Raw genomic sequence first — 17,744 nt, 5'->3', positions numbered from 1 at the left:
TGCTGAGACATGGTGCGATGCCTTTCTGTCTGGGAAAACACCTTTGCGGAACTGCCGCCCTCCGCTGTTGTTCCCGGCAAAGCCTTTGCGCCCATGCCATACGGCAGCCGGGGCCCGCCGACAGGACGGCAGGTGCGCGCGAACAATTTGTCATCGGGCTATGATAGGGACGACACGGTTCCTAGGATGAACTGCACGCGAATCGACCTTTTCCTCACCGAACGGAATGCCATGATGGATACGACGCCCGGCCTCGACCTCTATCACGACGGGCACCGCACCCGCCTCAAATGGCACCGTCTTCGCCTGTCGCTCTCGGCGCCGCTGTTTTCCGCCGAGACGATGGCGAAGGGCTTTGCCGTGGGTGCCTCGATGGAGCTGGACCTCAGGGTACGGGCCGATGGCGGCTTCGTGGTGCTGCATGACAAGACGCTGGACGGCGAAACCGACGGCCACGGCCGTGTGCGGGAGACCGCTCCGGAGACTCTGCGCGGCCTTGTCATGAAGGCAGGCGGCACGCCGCCCATTCTCAGCGAGGATCTGGCACGCCTGCTGACGACGGCGCATCCGGACGCACTGCTGCAATTCGACATGAAGGACGATCTCGCAACGATCGGCGAGGCGGGACTTGCGCATCTGCAAGCGCTGTTTGCCGATGCAGCCGGCGCGATCATCATCAGCGGCGGCGATCTCGATCTCATTGCTGCCTTGAAGACGCGGCTGCCTCGCATTGCCCGCGGCATCGATCCGACGGACACGCTCGTCGCGCTCCTCGCCGCCGAAGGGCCGGCGGCAGTGGAATCCGCACTGGAGGCCAATCTTGCCGGCCCGACCGAGCCGGACACCGTCTATCTGTCCTGGCCACTCGTTCTCAGGGCGGCACAGGCCGGGCTCGATCTGATCGCGATCTGCCACCGCCATGGCTGCAAGGTGGATGCCTGGACCTTCAACCTCGCCGACCCTGATGCCGGTTTCAGCGACACCGAATGGGCGCGGTTTTCGGCCCTGATGGCGCTGAAGCCGGATCAGATCACCACCGACGAGGCACCGGCCACCGAACGGGCCTGGCGGGCGCGTATCACCCCCGGAAGATGAACGAGGCGCCGACCGCGATCAGCGCAAAGCCGATCGCATGGTTCCAGGTGAGGTTTTCTCCCAGCCAGAACACCGAGAAGCCGGAGAACACCAGAAGCGTGATGACTTCCTGGATCGTTTTCAGCTGCGCGGTCGAATAGACCTCCGAGCCGAGGCGGTTGGCAGGCACCGCCAGACAGTATTCGAAGAAGGCGATGCCCCAGCTGGTGATAATGGCAATCCAGATGGCAGTGCTCTTGTGCTTGAGGTGTCCATACCAGGCAAAGGTCATGAACACGTTGGACGCCAGCAGCATCAGGATCGGATAAATCGCGGCGGGGGAAAAGGAAAAAGGCATGGGCGGGGCTCATCATCAAAGGGAGCGGCGACAATGCCGGAACGTCAGCGATTGCTCAAGCACGGAAATTGCGCGTGAAAGATGCGCACCGGCGCCGTTCCCGGAGCTGGCGGAGGCCCCGGACACGCCCGAAATCCTAAATTAGTTCAGTGGATTCTACACAGACACTTAACCAATTTGAGAGAGTGTCCGATTTGGCAGAATGATAAAAATTGATCTTTGCGAAAAGCAATTCTCTGCCACCCGCCCCTGCAGGAGGAGACAGGAGGTCACCTCGCTTCAGCATCCCGCCATTCAATGGTTTGACGATGTTACGACACATGTCGATTCGGACGAAAATTCTGTCCGTCATCATTTTTCTTGGTCTGTTCTCTCTCGCCGGCATCTTTTATCTCAGCCTGCGTTTCGACACGGTGAATGACCGTTACGCTGCCTTCATTGCCAATGAATCCACCGCGGCGGTGCTGGGTGCCCGTTCCTCCGCCGGCATGTGGACGGCCGTAAATGCCATTTCGCGCGTGGCACTGAACGAGGTTGGCACGCCCGCCTATGACGAAGGCAAGGCCGCATTCCTGCGCAATCTGGATGGCGCCAGGACCAAGCTGATCGACATTTCGCAGAAGGTGCCGCAAACCAAGGCAGCGGCAGACGAACTGCTGGCCATCTCCGAACAGTTCAAGGGCGTCTTTGACAAGGTCGTCGCCGCCAAGGAAGCCGGCCGCACGGAGGATGCACTGGCGCTCGTGCGCTCGCTCGACACGCTCTCGACCAATTTCTCCAATCGCTCCGGCGCCAACAACCAGGTCCTGAGCGAACTGGTGGCCAATGGCGGCAAGACGATTTCCGCCGAAACCAGCAGCGTCATCACCAACAGCATCATTGCCCTGGTGATCGGCATCCTCGCCACCATCGTCGCTGCCTTCTACGTCGCGCGCGCCGGCATCACGGCACCGATGGAGAGGCTGCGTGCCCGCATGGTCTCGCTCGCCGCCGGCGAAACGGACGCCGCCATCGACGGCACCGACCGCAAGGACGAGATCGGCGCCATGGCCAAGACCGTGGAAGTGTTCCGCAACAATGCGCTGGAACGTGCCCGCCTGGCTCGCTCCAACGAAGCCGAACGGCAGAAGACCGAGGCAGAGCGCGCCCAGCACGAGGCCATCCGCTCGGAAGAAGCCGGCGCGTTGGCCGATGTGGTGCAGGCACTGGCCTCCGGCCTCAGAGCCCTCGCCGATGGCGACCTGTCGCACCGCATCACGCGGCCTTTCACCGATAAGCTCGACCAGCTGCGCACCGACTTCAACCACTCCCTGGAGAAGCTTGGCCAGGCCATGCGCCTCGTCGGTACCAATGCCGAGGCCATTCAGGCCGGCGCAAACGAGATCCGCTCGTCGAGCGATGATCTGTCGCGCCGCACCGAGCAGCAGGCCGCCTCCGTCGAGGAAACGGCTGCCGCCCTGGAAGAGATCACAACCACGGTGCGTGACGGCGCCAAGCGCGCCGAGGAAACCCGCCGTCTGGTGGTCGCAACCGGTGAAGACGCCCGCAATTCCGGCGGCGTGGTGCGCTCGGCCGTCGATGCCATGCATGCGATCGAAAAGTCGTCCGGCGAGATCTCCAACATCATTGGCGTGATCGACGAGATCGCCTTCCAGACCAACCTTCTGGCATTGAACGCCGGCGTTGAGGCAGCCCGCGCAGGCGAAGCCGGCAAGGGTTTTGCCGTCGTTGCCCAGGAAGTCCGAGAGCTTGCCCAGCGCTCCGCCCAGGCCGCCAAGGAAATCAAGGGGCTGATCAATACCTCGAGCGAACAGGTCGCCAATGGCGTGACACTGGTCGGCAATACCGGCAAGGCGCTGGAAGGCATCGTGACGCAGGTCCAGCAGATCACGGCGCATGTGCAGGCCATCGCCGATGCCTATCGCGAGCAGGCTCTCGGGCTGCAGGAGATCAATACGGCGGTCAACACCATGGACCAGGGCACGCAGCAGAATGCCGCCATGGTGGAAGAGGCAACCGCGACAGCCCATCATCTGTCGACCGAGGCGGAGGCGCTCACCCGCCTTCTCGCCCAGTTCCGCCTGGCGGAAGCCTCCGGCAATGTTCGGATGAATCGCGCCGCCTGACCGGCGACGTCGCAAACCGTCGAGAAAAGAAAGGCCCCGGATGTCGCCACATCCGGGGCCTTTCTCGTTGGGACGACGTCAAATGCCGGACGGTTCAGCGGGCGATCAGCACCGGCACCGGCGCCGATTCCAGCATGCTCTGCGTCACGCCGCCGAACACCCTCTCTCGCAGGCGCGAATGGCCATAGGCGCCCATGACGATCAGATCGGCGCCGATTTCGCGCGCATGCGTCTTCAGCACATCCTCGACGGAGCGGCCGCCGCTCGGCAACTGGTCGACGATCACGTTGACACCGTGACGCGTCAGGAAGGCCGCAACATCGCCGCCGGGCTCGCCGCCATTTTCATGATAGGCCGCATCCGGGTCCACCAGGGTGACGTGAACGCTGTCGGCATTGGCAAGGAAATCGATCGCTTCGCGCGCCGCGCGACCGGCCTCGGCGCGCGAGTTCCAGGCAAGAAGGACGGTCTTCACCCGGCTGGTCGCCGCATCGCCCGCCGGCAACAGCAGCAGCGGACGCTGCGCATCGAACACCGCGCCATCCACAACGGACGCCAGCAGCGGCGAAGCCGCCCGCAACTTTTCGCCTACCACCACCAGATCGGCATAAAGAGCGCGCTGGAAGACGATGCCAGGCAGGAAGGCGCGTTCGGTATAGTAGCGGTCGACATCGAAGGGGATACCGGCGGTCTCGCAGGCATGGATCGCCCGATCGGCGGCGGCCTGCACCTGTTTCATGTCATCCACCCGCGCGTCAAGCCAGATGGTGCCGACCGGATAGTCGCTCACCGTTGGCGGCACCGAAAGCTCGACCACCAGCACGGAAAGATGCGCGCCAAGCTGTGTGGCAAGCTCGATGGCGCGGTTGAGTTCGGCGGCCTCGTCGCGGCAACCGACGACGGCAAGAATGGTCTTGAACAGCATGATGGTGCTCCCTTGTCTTCCCCGGCGGCGGAAAAACCGCGAGGCATGCAGTGAGGCTAGGCCCGTCCTTGCCCCCTGCCCTTGATCTTTCTCAAAGACCTGTCGGTTTCGCGCGCCGTCAGGCGCGGGCGAGCAAGACGGCGGCCGGCGCCTCATGGGTTGCGGCGCAGGTTTCGCCGTACAGGCGCAGGATATCGGCACGACGGCACAGTTCCGTTCCCGGGCTCATGACAGCGGCAGCACCGGCGGCCACACCGAAGCGGAAGGCCTCGTGCATGCTCTCCCCCTTCGAGAGCGCCCAGACCATGGCCCCGACGAAACTGTCACCGGCGCCGACGGCCGAGCGGACCGGAACCTCGATCGCCGGCATGCGGAAGGTTTCGTCCGGCCCGACCAGCAGCGCCCCCTCCGCCCCGAGCGTGAGAGCGACATGGTGGACGACGCCGCGGCGCACCAGATCACCGGCAAAGGCCGTGGCGGCAGGCAGGTCAAGGCTGTGGCCAGCCAGCTTTTCCAGCTCGCTGAGGCTTGGCTTGAACAGGAAGATGCCGCCTCCGGCGATGGCAGCCGCCAGCGGCTCGCCCGAGGCATCCAGCACGAAGCGCCCCCCGGAGGCAGCCGTCAGCTGCGCCATGCGGGCATAGGTATCGACAGGCGCACCGCGCGGCAGACTGCCGCTCGCGACCACATAACCGGCCCGCTCTGTCTGGATCAGATTGCAGATCGGGACGATTTCCGCCTCCGACACGAGCGGTCCCTCGGGCACGAAGCGATATTCGAGATGAGTCTCTTCCTCGTAGACCATGAAGGCAATGCGCACCGCGCCAGCCATTGGAAAGATGTGGAGGTCGAGCGACAGATCTGCCAACATCGCCTCCATGATCACGCCGCTCGGGCCGCCGGAGAGGACGGCGACCTCCGGATCGCCGCCAAGCTCGGCGATCACGCGGGCCACGTTGATGCCACCGCCACCGACCTCCTGTCGCTGGTTGCGCACCCGCACCTTATGAGTGGGCACCACCTTCGTGGCATCATTGGAGAGATCGAGCGTGGGATTGAGCGTGATGCAGATGATCCGGGACATGCTGGTCTCAGCCCTCGTGATGGGGGACAGGGTGATCGGGGACATGCGCGCCTTCCTGGTCGTGACGGCGCGGGCGGTCCATTCCGCCCGCGAAGGACATCGGGGCCGCCATCGGCCCGGGCATCCCATGGCTAACACGCAGGCACGCGAATGGTTTGATCCAGCGCATCGCAAGCGCACAAATTCTCACGGTTCCGGTAGGGGCTTCGGGTTTCGCAGGCGGAAAGCCATATAAGAACAATTGAATATACTGGCGTAGCCTCATGCTAACCGGAACCTGCTAAGACAGACCGCAGGACAACCTTTCATGCGCAGAAGCGGGAAAATCTGCGTGATCGGCCGGCACACCGTGCGCAAAGGGTTGGACTCTCGCTGCGAAAGCCCTATCTATGTTGCGCTGCAGCAAATAGATTTCGTATCGCAGCAGCGTCCTTTGAGCTGATGCCCAAATTTTTCCGACCCTGGTCGGCACTACCAAAGGAGTACCCATGACATTGTCACAGACAAACTTTGCAGAAAGCAAACCGGTTTCGACGGCCCAGGTCATCGGCGAAAGCCGGCGCGCCTCTGGCTACAGCCTGGAAGACCTCGCTGTCACCTGCGGGCTGACGGTGCTTGAACTTCAGGCCATCGAGGCTGGCAAGGATACCGATGCCAATCATCTTCGTCGCGTCGCTGCGGCGTTGAAAATTCCGTCGCTGACGGTGTGATGCCTTGATGGGGAGCGGGTGGCGGGCCCGCTCACATCAGGCTTTCACACACGCAGGCGGTTCATGCGCTGCGAAACCTATTCGACTTTCAAGCTTTTCGGATTTTTTGGTAGCGGGGGGCGGAATTGAACCGCCGACCTCAGGGTTATGAATCCTGCGCTCTCACCAACTGAGCTACCCCGCCAGACCGCTGCCGTGATGTCAGTTCCATGAACCGTCCGGCGCGATGGGGGGCTTATAATGGGATGCTCCAACCAAAGTCAAGCACGCCCCGCTCAAAAAGCCGAGCTTTTCCAAAGCCCGTGGAACGGCGCGCCAAAGCGCCGCTCCGGACCGGTGGTCAGGCCGCAACAGGGGTGGAGAGAAGCGTCTTCAGCGAGGCTTCCGCATCGGCCGCACGTTCCGAACGCTCGATGAAACCGCCGCCCCAGACGCGCGCATCCGCCCCTTCGGCCGAATAGAGCACGCAGGCCTGGCCGGGAGCGACGCCGGCCTCACCGACGGCGAGATCGACATAGATGCCTTTTTCATTGGCAAACAGCGTGGCCGGCGTCGGCGGGCGCGTGGAGCGCACCTTGGCAAAGCAGGCAAAGCCCTCGCCGGCATCGAGATCCAGTGCACGGTCGCCGATCCAGTTCATGTCGCGCAGATAGACACGGTGGGTATCCAGCGCCTCCTTCGGCCCGACGATGACGCGGCGCGAGCGGGCATCGAGATAGACGACATAGAGCGGCTCGCCGGTCGCCACCCCAAGCCCCTTCCGCTGACCGATGGTGTAATGCACGATGCCTTCGTGGCGACCGAGCACGCGGCCATCGAGATGCACGATATCGCCGGCAAGGGCCGCATTCGGCTTCACCTTGCTGATGATGTCGGAATATCTGCCCTGCGGCACGAAACAGATGTCCTGGCTGTCGGCCTTCTTGGCAACGACGAGGCCCATCTCCTCGGCAAGCGCCCTGACCTGCGCCTTCGACATGCCGCCGAGCGGAAAGCGCAGATAATCGATCTGCTCCTGCGTGGTGGCAAACAGGAACCAGCTCTGGTCGCGGTCGGCATCGATCGGGCGATAGAGCGCGCGGCGGTTCGGATTGTCGGCGCCCGGGTTCGGGCGCGAGCGGATATAGTGGCCTGTTGCCAGCGCATCGGCTCCCAGTTCGCGGGCGGTCGCCAGCAGATCGGCGAACTTGACCGTCTGGTTGCAGGCAACGCAGGGCACCGGCGTCTCGCCCATGGCATAGGCTTCGGCAAACGGGTTGATCACCGTTTCGCGGAACCGTTTTTCGTAATCGAGCACGTAATGGGGAATGCCGAGCGTCTCGGAGACGCGACGCGCATCCTCGATATCCTGCCCCGCGCAACAGGAGCCGGCCCGGTGGACGGCCGCTCCATGATCGTAGAGCTGCAACGTGATGCCGAGCACGTCATAGCCCTGACGTTTCAGAAGTCCGGCAACGACAGAGGAATCCACGCCGCCCGACATGGCGACGACAACGCGCGTATCTTCCGGCTTCTTGTCAAAATCCAGCGTATTCACAGGAACTCTCTCGCTCGAACATGCCCAGCGATCTGTTCCGCCGGCCCAAGCATCTCTTCATCGGACGGGTTCGGCCGTCCCCAGTACTTCTGGCGGATATAGAAAGGACGCGGCCAAAACGCAAGGTTTTCGGCGCAATGGCAGGGTTGCAGCTTATGAAGACATCCTTTGCCCGGCCTCGTCATGGACTACGGAAGAGTTGGGACCGACGCCAGAAAATGCCTCGGCGCGCACCTTTGGCAGGGCTCCCGGATACTCGCGCTGGATGAAGGCCATCAGCTTCTCGCGCACCTCGCAGCGCAGGTCGAAGGTCCGGCCACCATCGGCGGCGGAGACGAGAATGCGGATCTCCATGACGCTCTCGCGAAAATCTGTGACGGCGACATTGACCACCTGCCCGTCCCACAGCGGCGAGTTGCGGGCGATCTCCTCGACCTTGCGGCGGATCTCGGCAACGGGAATAGTATAATCGAGATAGATCATCACCGTGCCGATCAGGGCCGCGCCCTCGCGCGTCCAGTTCTGGAAGGGCTTCTCGATGAAATAGCCGAGGGGCAGGATCAGGCGACGCCAGTCCCACAGCTTGACGACCACGTAGGTGGAGGTAATTTCCTCCACCTTGCCCCACTCGCCCTCGACGATCAGCGCATCATCGATGCGGATCGGCTGGGTGATCGCCAGCTGGATGCCGGCAAACAGGTTCTTCAGAACCGGCTGCAGGGCCAGACCGAGCACGATGCCGGCCACGCCCGCAGAGGCCATCAGCGAAACACCGTATTGCCGCACGGCCGGAAAGGTCATCAGCGCGGCCGAAAGCGTCAGCGCAATGATCAGCGTGGCAGCAACCCGCTCCATGATGCGCGATTGCGTGACATGCTTGCGGGCGAGCAGATTGTCTTCCGCATCGAGCTTGAAGCGGCGGAGATAGACCGTGGTCCAGATATGCAGCGTGGTGCGCGCCATCCAGCCGATCAGCACGATGAAGCAGAGCAGCAGGATATGCCGTAGAATGCCTGTTTCCTGGTCGCTCAGCGGCGCGATGCCGACAGCCGGCGCCAGCACCCAGGTGACGATGGCAAGCCGCAGCGGCTGTTCCGTGCGCGACACCAGCGAGCGCCAGAAGAGATCACGATTGGCGACAATCCGGGTCAGCAGGCGAAAGACGAAACGGTGCACAAGCCAGCCGACGATAACCGCCAGACAAAGGATGATCATGCTGAGCAGCCAGTCTGGCAGAAACCGAATGGCCGTTAAAAGGTAGAGTTCGAGACGCTGTTCCATGGTCCGGCAGTTAGGGTGCGCTGCAACAAGGAAAAGAGAGCGGCGTTGACAAAATGGTGAGTTCGCCTGTCCCATCAGGACCAGTGAGCCGCGTTTCAGCCATCAGGAGGCCCCTATGCCCGACGATCCCTTTCATCTCGCCCGCTTCGTGATGGCGCAGGAACCGGTTTACGAAACCGCGCTGGCGGAACTGGAGGCCGGTGCCAAACGCTCGCACTGGATGTGGTTCATCTTTCCGCAGATGGCGGGACTTGGCCATTCCGAAATGGCCAGGCGCTATGCGATCAGCGGCCGGGCAGAGGCGATGGCCTATCTCGCCCATCCCCTTCTCGGCGAACGGCTTGCCGCCTGTACCGCCGCCATGCTGGCGCATCGGCACCGATCGGCGCATGCGATCCTCGGCACACCGGATGATCTCAAGTTCTGCTCCAGCATGACACTGTTTGCCGCCGTCAGCGAGAGCGGCTCGCCCTTCGCTCGGGCCCTGCAGCAGTTCTGCGCGGGAGAGCCGGACGCGGCGACGCTGGCGCGTCTGTGACCTCGGCGTCAGAACGCAGGCCTACTGCCTGTCCACACTGACCGAGGATGCCTGGTGGTAATAGGTCATCGTGCCCGTCCAGCGGTCAAGGACGTAGGCATGCGGCTGGTCGCCGGCTGCGACAACCTTCATGTCGTAGCGGTTCCAGAAGGCAACGGAACCGGCCACCACAAGAACCACGACTGCCCAGAGGATCGTCCGGACCAGCGGCCTCTCCCCCTCCGCAGGCTCCTGTTCATCCCACGGCATCGACGGCAGTCCCTCCCCGGCTCCCTCATCCAGCCGCATGCGAACGACCAGCCTTTTGCATCCTGTTCAACAGTCTCATCGTAAACACTCGCGCTCTTCTGCCCGTCATCATGCAGACATGCAGCAAAAGAGGCAAGTTCATCTTGCGCACATCAATGTATCGAAAACAAAACCCGGAGCCGTCAAACAAATCCGGATGACCCTTCAGGCCGAAGACAGAGTTTTGGACAAGCAAAAGGCCCGCCGGTCGGCGAGCCTTCTCGATGTCATTCCACGCTGATGCGCCGACATGTCGTCCGCAGCGCGGCCTGTGTCAGTCAGTGCCCTGGATGGCAGAGAGCTTCCAGTCTTCGCCCGGCTTGCGCACGAAGGTCCACACCTCGGTGGTTTGCGTCGGGGTGGCAGGATCGCCCTGGGTCACGGCGCCGGTCTTGCGATTGCGCATCACGTCGATGCTCTGATAGCGCATGGCAACCGTCGCATAGTCCAGACCATTCTCGCGCCAGGATTCGGCGAGATCGCCCTGCAGAAGACGAACATCCGTCACCTCGTTGCGCACACCCTGCGTTGCGTTCTCGCCCAGTTCTTCGGCCAGATAGGACATGGCTTCCGGCGTTGCGAGGACGCGCAGGCGTGCATAGTCCTCGGCGCCATAGGCGCTCTGGACGTCGGTCAGCAGACGCTCGAACGCGTCGAGATCGCCATTGGTGATGCCAATCTCGTCGGTCGCCTTGGAAGCCACGCGCGGGCGGGTCGCCGCGGCGGCACCTGCGGCAGCGGCGCCTGCAGACCCCATCTGCGGGATCCTGAAGCCCGCCCCCTGCGCGGGCGGCGCATCATAAGAGTAACGGCTGGCGCTGCCCGTTGCCGGCTGGGTGCGGCGGGCGAACATGCGCATCAGCAGGAAGATCAGGCCGCCGATCAGAAGCATCTGGAACAGCATGCCGAACATGCCGGCCAGGCCACCGAAGCCATGCCCCATCATCATGCCGAACAGGCCGCCGAGGAACAGGCCGCCGAGAATGCCGCCGCCGAAGCCGCCAAAAAGACCACGGCGGGCTTGCTGGCCCGCAGCCTGCTGACCGGCTGCCATGCCGGGATTTGCGGCATTGGTCTGGGTGTTCGGCGTCATCGACCGCTGGATCGGGGCAGCCGTATCCGGCGCCGTGCGAGTGGTCGGCGGAGCCGAATAGGTGCGCGTGCCACGACTGCCAAAACCGCTCGAACCGGCGCGGCGCGCCTCGGCGAAATCGACCGCAGCAAGAGACACGGCCATGCCGATGACCATCACCGACAGAACGTGCTTGAAGCGCCGAAGCCTGGATAACATCTCTCTCTCCTCACAGAACCGCTTTTGGCGGGTTATGCCACCCATATAGCCATCAACGGTTGACGGTTTTAGAGGTCCGATCCGATTTTTCGGATTTGTGAAGAAATTTGACCGGCATCGCGTCGATATCGCGCTGACCGGACACGAAAAAGCCCGGCGCGTTTTCACGCACCGGGCTCATCTGTCCTGGGAGACGCCGATCAGTCGACGTTGAAGGTGAGCGGCTTTGCCTGCTTGATCGCTGCATTGGCGGTCAGCTGGTCGAGGACGGCCTTGTCCACGGCACCATCGACATAGAGAAGCGCGATGGCATCGCCACCTTCCTTCTCGCGGCCCAGCTGGAAGTTGGCAATGTTGACGCCGGCATTGCCGAGCGTGGAGCCCATGAAGCCGATCATGCCGGGCACGTCGGTGTTGGAGATGTAGATCATGTTCTGACCGACATCCGCATCCATGTTGATGCCCTTGATCTGGATGAAGCGCGGCTTGCCATCAGAGAAGACGGTACCGGCCACCGAGCGGGTCTGCTTGTCGGTCGTCACCGTCAGCTTGATATAGCCGTCATAGACGCCGGTCTTGTCACGCTTGACCTCGGAGAGCACGATGCCCTTTTCCTTGATCATGATCGGCGCCGAAACCATGTTCACATCCGCCACCTGATTGCGGATCAGACCGGCGAGCAGCGCCGAGGTGAGCGCCTTGGTGTTCATGGTGGCGGTGACGCCATCATAAAGGATCTCGATTGCCTTGATCGGGTTTTCCGTCACCTGACCGGCAAACGAGCCCAGAACATCGGCCAGACGGATGAAGGGCTTCAGGATCGGCGCTTCTTCCGCAGTGATCGACGGCATGTTGATGGCATTGGAGACGGCACCCTTGACGAGGTAATCCGCCATCTGCTCGGCCACCTGCAGCGCCACGTTTTCCTGGGCTTCCGTGGTGGAGGCGCCGAGATGCGGCGTGCAGACCACGTTCGGCAGGCCGAACAGCGGGCTTTCCTTGGCGGGCTCCACTTCGAACACGTCGAAGCCGGCACCGGCGACATGGCCGGACTTGATGGCTTCGGCAAGAGCTGCCTCATCCACCAGACCGCCGCGGGCGCAGTTGATGATGCGCACGCCGGGCTTCGTCTTGGCCAGCGCTTCCTTGGACAGGATGCCCCGCGTCTTGTCGGTCATCGGCACGTGCAGGGTGATGAAGTCGGCCTTCGCGAGCAGCTCGTCCAGCTCAACCTTGGTCACACCCATTTCCTGCGCGCGCTCGGCCGACAGGAAGGGGTCATAGGCGAGCACGTGCATCTTGAGGCCGATGGCACGCGAGCAGACGATGGAGCCGATATTGCCGGCACCGATGACGCCAAGCGTCTTGCCGGTGATCTCGACACCCATGAACTTCGACTTTTCCCACTTGCCGGCCTGCGTGGAAACGTCGGCAGCCGGAAGCTGGCGGGCGACGGCGAACATCAGCGCAATGGCATGTTCTGCGGTCGTGATGGAATTGCCGAAGGGCGTGTTCATCACGATGATACCGCGCTTGGAGGCAGCGGGGATGTCGACATTGTCGACGCCGATCCCGGCGCGACCGACAACCTTCAGATTGGTGGCGGCAGCGATCAGCTTTTCAGTCACCTTGGTGGCCGAGCGGATCGCCAGACCATCGTAGTTGCCGATGATTTCGGCAAGCTTGTCCTTGTCCTTGCCGAGCTGCGGCTGGAAATCGACTTCGACGCCGCGATCGCGGAAGATCTGGACGGCGGTTTCCGACAATTCGTCGGACACGAGAACGCGAGGTGCCACGAGAGGCCTCCTTCAGAAGAGTTCAAGCAAAAAGGTTCAGTCTTGTCTGGGAAAGCGGCTTCGCCTCACACGGCGAAGCCGAACGCACGCAATGCTTCAGGCGGCAGCCTTGGTCAGCGCGGCCTTCTGGGTCTGATAAGCCCAGGCGAGCCACGGCATGACGGCCTGCATGTCGGCGGTCTCGATGGTCGCGCCGGCCCAGATGCGAAGGCCGGACGGGGCATCGCGATAGGCGCCGATATCAAGCGCAACGTTTTCCTTTTCGAGGAGAGCGACGACGCCCTTGGCGAAGGCAGCCTGCTGGTCGGCATCGAGCGCGGCCACGTCCGTGTCAACGATCTTCAGGCAGACCGAGGTGTTGGAGCGGGTCGCCGGATCAACCGCGAGGTTGGCGATCCAGTCATTGGCCTCGACGAAATCGAAGATGACCTTGGCATTGGCGTCGGCACGCGCGATCAGCGCCTCCAGACCACCGATCGATTTTGCCCAGTTGAGCGCGTCGATGTAATCTTCGACGCAGAGCATGGAGGGCGTGTTGATCGTTTCGCCGACAAAAATGCCTTCGATCAGCTTGCCGCCCGAGGTCATGCGGAAGATTTTCGGCAGCGGCCAGGCCGGAACATAGGTGGTGAGGCGTTCGACGGCACGCGGGGACAAGATGATCACGCCGTGACCGCCCTCGCCGCCCAGCACCTTCTGCCAGGAGAAGGTCACGACATCGAGCTTGGCAAAGTCGAGACGCTGCGCGAAGGCCGCCGAGGTGGCGTCGCAGATCGTCAGGCCCTTGCGGTCGGCCGGGATGAAATCGGCATTCGGCACGCGCACGCCTGAGGTGGTGCCGTTCCAGGTGAAGACGACATCACGGTCGAAATCGACCTGCGTCAGATCGGGCAGCAGGCCGTAATCGGCATTGAACTTGCGGACATCGGCCAGCTTCAGCTGCTTGACCACATCGGTCACCCAGCCGGCGCCGAAGCTTTCCCAGGAGAGCATGTCCACGCCACGTTCGCCAAGCAGCGACCACATGGCCATTTCGACGGCGCCGGTATCGGAAGCCGGAACGATGCCAATGCGATAATTGGCCGGCACCTGAAGAATTTCGCGGGTAAGATCAATGGCCTGCTTCAGCTTGGCCTTGCCCACCTTGGCGCGGTGCGAACGACCGAGCGGGGCATCAGCGAGCGCATCAATCGACCAACCGGGGCGCTTCGAGCAGGGGCCAGAAGAAAAATGGGTATTGTTCGGACGTACGTCCGGCTTTGCGAGATCCGCCATTGTGGCTATCCTTCCAGATAGAAAGCCTCTCGTTGGGGAGAGGTGTCCCGCCGCTGGTGTTATGGGATGCCCGGCTTTCGGTCAAGTCGCAAATCAAACGATCTCTGTCTTTTTTGCGTGACCCCGGCACGCGCCCCAAAACTTGACCTGGATCAACATGAATTATTCGTGGCGAATTATGATCAGCCATCGGTTGTGAATGCGGTGCCAATGATTGCCGCGCCTGTGCGTTCCATCCGCTGGACCGGTGAGCCGCTTTTTCGGTCCGATGACCAATTCATGTTTGAGAACAAGGACCTATACCATGGCCATGCAAAGCATCTATACGCCTGTGCAGCAGCAGGAAAAGAGCCATTTCTATCTGCCGTTCCTCGCCGGCTTCTACGAACACTTCGCCCAGCCCTTTGCCTGGACGGCATTTCGCGTGGCGATCGGCGGCATGCTGATGATCGAGGGCTATCCGAAGATCATAGCGCCGATGGCGCAGGTGGGATTTGTCGAGAATCTCGGCTTTCATCCGGGTTGGATCTGGTCGCCGACGCTCGCCGCCATGCAGTTCTTCGGCGGCCTGATGATTGCGCTCGGGCTCTTCACCCGCCCGGTCGCGCTTGCCAATGCCGTGATGCTGGCCATCACCCTGTGGTTCCACTTCGCCCACCCTTACGGCCACGCGCTGCTGACGGATGGCGGCATTGCCGCGCTGAAAGCCGGTAGCGACCTGTTCACGCCGAACGCAGCTGTCCGCCTGATGGATGGCGGCGCGAAATTCCTCGAACAGGTGCAGACCAAGGCCGAGCTTGCCTCGCTGTTCTGGACCGGTGGTGCCTTCTTCTTCGCAGCCTTCGGCGGCGGCTACTGGTCGGCAGACAAGCTGTTCCTGAAGCGCGAATTCTGATCCTCCCCCGAACCAGACGCACAACGACCAAAACCCGCCCGGCGCGAACCGGGCGGGTTTTGGTCGTCCAGAAGATATCCCTTACTTGTAGACCAGCGGTGCGGGTTCGTCCTCCGCAACGGACGGCTGAGGGCAGCCGCCGAACAGATAGCGGGCGCCGATGCGGGCCTCATGCACGTCGAAGCCCTTGTCATAGCCCGGCCCGCCATTCGAGGCATAGCCGAACATGTCGCCGCCCTGCACATGGCGGTAGCGATAGCCGATATCGGCCTTGAGGTTGCAGGTCACGTCCACCGTCGCGCCGGCCATCAGGGCATAGGTGAAGCGCCAGCTTCCCTTGCCACCATGCTCCACCGTCGCATCGCAATTGGAGGGATTGCCGGTCTCGCAGGAGGTGTTGCTGAGCTTGCTCCAGTTCACATAGGTGCCGCCGATGCCGCCCCCGACGTAAGGCGTGATGGAACCATAGGTGCCGAGGTCGACATAGGCATTGGCGAGAAGGCTGTAGGCCTTCATGTGGGCGATATCCTGCGACGTACAATTGGTCACGCAGGCGCCGGAGGCCGCGCCGCCGCCGCTGGTCGAGCCATCGAAGCGGCTGCGGAACGTGTAGTCGAAGGTGAGATCGGTGCGCAGGAAGTTGTTGACCTGATAGCCGACGCCGGCACCCAACAGAAAATTGTCCTTCAGTTCGGCACGGGTGAAATCGGCCTTGCCCGCGGAGGAACCGCCCTGGAAGAAATCAGCGCCCTTCATATCCTGGAAGGCATAGCCGGCATCGCCGCGCAGGTACCAGCCGCTCGCGGCCTCCTGCACCGTCACCTCCGGTGCGTTCAGCAGCATCGGATCGATGGCGGGTTGCCGGCCAAGGTCAGCCGCATGGGCGGCGCCCGCAGCCAGCAGCACGGCCAGCGCGCCGATCAGGGTATTCCTCATGGGATTTACTCCAGGTCTCTCATGTCGACGCGGGGAGCGCCGTGAATCATTCCGGTTTGCCCCGATCATCGATCAGAAAGGTAAAGGAGCGATTAACCCTAACATACGGTGAAATCAGAGGTTTCTTCTCCGCTCGAGTTAACCGGATGCTAACGTTCCGCGCCGGCCCGTCATGCAAAAAGGCCCGCCGGCGACGCCGGCGGGCCTTGAAGCTGCAAGCAAGAGGAGCGCGATCAGGCAGCGGTGCGGACGTTGCCGATCACATTGATGAGATCGTTGACGATGCGCTCCACCTGGGTGCGGTCATCGCCCTCGGCCATCACGCGAATCAGCGGTTCCGTGCCGGAGGGGCGAATCACCAGTCGGCCCCTGCCGCCCAGCTCGGCCTCAGCACTTTCGATCGCCTGACGCACGATGATGTCCTCCAGCGGCTTGCCGCCGCTGAAACGGACATTGCGCAAGAGCTGTGGAACGGGCTCGAAGCGACGGCAGACCTCGCTGACGGTCTTGCCGGTGCGCTTCACGGCCGCAAGGATCTGCAGGCCGGCCACCAGGCCGTCGCCGGTGGTGCCGAAATCCGACAGCACGATGTGACCGGATTGTTCGCCGCCCACGTTGAAATCGTGATGGCGCATATGCTCCACCACATAGCGGTCCCCCACCTTGGTGCGCGCAAGCGTCAGGCCCTTGTCGCCCAGGAAACGCTCGAGGCCGAGATTGGACATGACGGTGGCGACAATGCCGCCGCCGCGCAGCTTCTCGTCCTCGGCCCAGCTCTCGGCGATGACGGCCATCAGCTGGTCGCCGTCGATGATCTCGCCGCGCTCATCGACGATGATCACGCGGTCGGCGTCGCCGTCGAGGGCGATGCCGATGTCAGCGCGCACCTCATGCACCTTGCGCTTCAGCGCGTCCGGACTGGTCGAGCCGCAATCGAGGTTGATGTTGGTGCCGTTCGGCGTGTTGCCGATGGTCACCACGTCAGCCCCGAGCTCCCAGAGGGCCGCCGGGGCCACCTTGTAGGCGGCGCCATTGGCGCAATCGATGGCAATGCGAAGGCCGTGCAGCGTCACATCCTTCGGCAGGGTGCGCTTGACGAATTCGATATAGCGATAGATATCGCCATCGACGCGCTTGGCGCGACCAATCTCGGCAGGTTTTGCCAGCTGCGAATAGAGATCCTTGTCGAGAAGCGCCTCAATCTCCTGCTCCAGTTCGTCGGACAGCTTGTAGCCATCCGGGCCGAAGAGCTTGATGCCATTGTCTGCGAAGGGGTTGTGCGAGGCGGAAATCATCACGCCGATATCGGCCCGCAGCGAACGGGTCAGCATGGCGACGGCCGGTGTCGGAATGGGGCCGAGCAGGTAGACGTCGAGGCCGGCTGCGGTAAAGCCTGCCACCAGCGCATTTTCCAGCATGTAGCCGGAGAGACGCGTATCCTTGCCGATCACCACCCGGTGGCGATGATTGCCGCGCCGGAAGATCGTGCCGACGGCGATGCCGACACGCATCGCGAGGTCTGGCGTCATCGGAAAAACGTTCGACTGTCCACGAATGCCGTCTGTGCCAAAATAGCGGCGTGTCATGAATGCTCCTTGGTGCTCGCGCGCTCGTTGCGCGTCTTCTGTCC

General features: G+C 62.6%; 16 protein-coding genes and 1 tRNA gene. 5 read left to right on the top strand and 12 right to left on the bottom strand.

Annotation, left to right across the window (positions count from 1 at the left end):
* Positions 1-231 precede the first annotated feature (231 nt).
* Positions 232-1,095, top strand: coding sequence for a glycerophosphodiester phosphodiesterase family protein (locus tag F3H95_RS06650; RefSeq protein ID WP_149745615.1), 864 nt, complete (start codon positions 232-234; stop codon positions 1,093-1,095).
* Here F3H95_RS06650 and F3H95_RS06645 read toward each other — a convergent pair.
* Positions 1,079-1,432, bottom strand: a complete 354-nt coding sequence (locus tag F3H95_RS06645) for a DMT family protein (protein ID WP_143127309.1) — start codon at positions 1,430-1,432, stop codon at positions 1,079-1,081. The two genes, F3H95_RS06650 and F3H95_RS06645, sit on opposite strands and share 17 nt — an antisense overlap.
* A gap of 320 nt (positions 1,433-1,752) precedes the next feature.
* Between F3H95_RS06645 and F3H95_RS27625 the strand changes: the two genes are divergently transcribed.
* Positions 1,753-3,558, top strand: a complete 1,806-nt coding sequence (locus tag F3H95_RS27625) for a methyl-accepting chemotaxis protein (RefSeq protein ID WP_188134307.1) — start codon at positions 1,753-1,755, stop codon at positions 3,556-3,558.
* Between the two features lie 94 nt (positions 3,559-3,652).
* On the opposite strand, the gene F3H95_RS06635 is transcribed toward F3H95_RS27625, so the two are convergent.
* Both F3H95_RS06635 and F3H95_RS06630 read right to left on the bottom strand, forming a co-directional pair.
* Positions 3,653-4,483 (bottom strand): universal stress protein, encoded by an 831-nt coding sequence (locus tag F3H95_RS06635; protein ID WP_149745337.1) that lies wholly within the window; start codon positions 4,481-4,483, stop codon positions 3,653-3,655.
* A gap of 118 nt (positions 4,484-4,601) precedes the next feature.
* Positions 4,602-5,612, bottom strand: coding sequence for a 1-phosphofructokinase family hexose kinase (locus F3H95_RS06630; RefSeq protein ID WP_244617906.1), 1,011 nt, complete (start codon positions 5,610-5,612; stop codon positions 4,602-4,604).
* Between the two features lie 443 nt (positions 5,613-6,055).
* Here F3H95_RS06630 and F3H95_RS06625 point away from each other — a divergent pair, with 443 nt between their 5' ends.
* Positions 6,056-6,277: a helix-turn-helix domain-containing protein gene (locus F3H95_RS06625; protein WP_244617905.1), complete on the top strand. Its 222-nt coding sequence runs from the start codon at positions 6,056-6,058 to the stop codon at positions 6,275-6,277.
* Between the two features lie 107 nt (positions 6,278-6,384).
* On the opposite strand, the gene F3H95_RS06620 is transcribed toward F3H95_RS06625, so the two are convergent.
* From F3H95_RS06620 to F3H95_RS06610, 3 genes are all read right to left on the bottom strand, one after another.
* Positions 6,385-6,461, bottom strand: a tRNA-Met gene (locus F3H95_RS06620).
* 156 nt (positions 6,462-6,617) lie between these two features.
* A complete protein-coding gene (gene mnmA / locus F3H95_RS06615) occupies positions 6,618-7,814 on the bottom strand; it encodes a tRNA 2-thiouridine(34) synthase MnmA (protein WP_143126828.1) in 1,197 nt (398 codons plus the stop codon).
* A gap of 153 nt (positions 7,815-7,967) precedes the next feature.
* Positions 7,968-9,029 (bottom strand): mechanosensitive ion channel domain-containing protein, encoded by a 1,062-nt coding sequence (locus F3H95_RS06610; RefSeq protein WP_244617904.1) that lies wholly within the window; start codon positions 9,027-9,029, stop codon positions 7,968-7,970.
* 181 nt (positions 9,030-9,210) lie between these two features.
* Between F3H95_RS06610 and F3H95_RS06605 the strand changes: the two genes are divergently transcribed.
* Entirely contained in the window at positions 9,211-9,633 is a 423-nt protein-coding gene (locus F3H95_RS06605; RefSeq protein ID WP_143126826.1) for a DUF1810 domain-containing protein, read from the top strand.
* A 21-nt stretch (positions 9,634-9,654) separates the two neighbouring features.
* On the opposite strand, the gene F3H95_RS06600 is transcribed toward F3H95_RS06605, so the two are convergent.
* From F3H95_RS06600 to F3H95_RS06585, 4 genes are all read right to left on the bottom strand, one after another.
* Positions 9,655-9,882, bottom strand: coding sequence for a hypothetical protein (locus F3H95_RS06600; RefSeq protein WP_143126825.1), 228 nt, complete (start codon positions 9,880-9,882; stop codon positions 9,655-9,657).
* A gap of 313 nt (positions 9,883-10,195) precedes the next feature.
* Positions 10,196-11,212, bottom strand: a complete 1,017-nt coding sequence (locus F3H95_RS06595; RefSeq protein WP_143126824.1) for a Tim44 domain-containing protein — start codon at positions 11,210-11,212, stop codon at positions 10,196-10,198.
* A gap of 200 nt (positions 11,213-11,412) precedes the next feature.
* Positions 11,413-13,008, bottom strand: coding sequence for a phosphoglycerate dehydrogenase (serA, locus tag F3H95_RS06590; RefSeq protein ID WP_149745335.1), 1,596 nt, complete (start codon positions 13,006-13,008; stop codon positions 11,413-11,415).
* 96 nt (positions 13,009-13,104) lie between these two features.
* The gene (locus F3H95_RS06585) at positions 13,105-14,283 is read right to left on the bottom strand and encodes a phosphoserine transaminase (protein WP_149745334.1); all 1,179 of its coding nucleotides are present in this window, start codon (positions 14,281-14,283) and stop codon (positions 13,105-13,107) included.
* A gap of 304 nt (positions 14,284-14,587) precedes the next feature.
* Here F3H95_RS06585 and F3H95_RS06580 point away from each other — a divergent pair, with 304 nt between their 5' ends.
* Complete coding sequence (locus F3H95_RS06580) at positions 14,588-15,178, top strand: DoxX family protein (protein WP_149745333.1); 591 nt, start codon at positions 14,588-14,590, stop codon at positions 15,176-15,178.
* An 81-nt stretch (positions 15,179-15,259) separates the two neighbouring features.
* Here F3H95_RS06580 and F3H95_RS06575 read toward each other — a convergent pair whose 3' ends face one another.
* Both F3H95_RS06575 and glmM read right to left on the bottom strand, forming a co-directional pair.
* Complete coding sequence (locus F3H95_RS06575) at positions 15,260-16,114, bottom strand: outer membrane protein (RefSeq protein WP_143126820.1); 855 nt, start codon at positions 16,112-16,114, stop codon at positions 15,260-15,262.
* Between the two features lie 233 nt (positions 16,115-16,347).
* A complete protein-coding gene (gene glmM, locus F3H95_RS06570; RefSeq protein ID WP_149745332.1) occupies positions 16,348-17,700 on the bottom strand; it encodes a phosphoglucosamine mutase in 1,353 nt (450 codons plus the stop codon).
* Positions 17,701-17,744 lie beyond the last annotated feature (44 nt).

Origin of the sequence: Rhizobium sp. RU35A, assembly GCF_900156005.1 — a bacterium.
In the GTDB taxonomy this organism is placed as follows: Bacteria; Pseudomonadota; Alphaproteobacteria; order Rhizobiales; family Rhizobiaceae; genus Neorhizobium; species Neorhizobium straminoryzae.
Note: the sequence above shows the minus strand (reverse complement) of the source record. Positions and strands in the feature narration are given on the sequence as shown.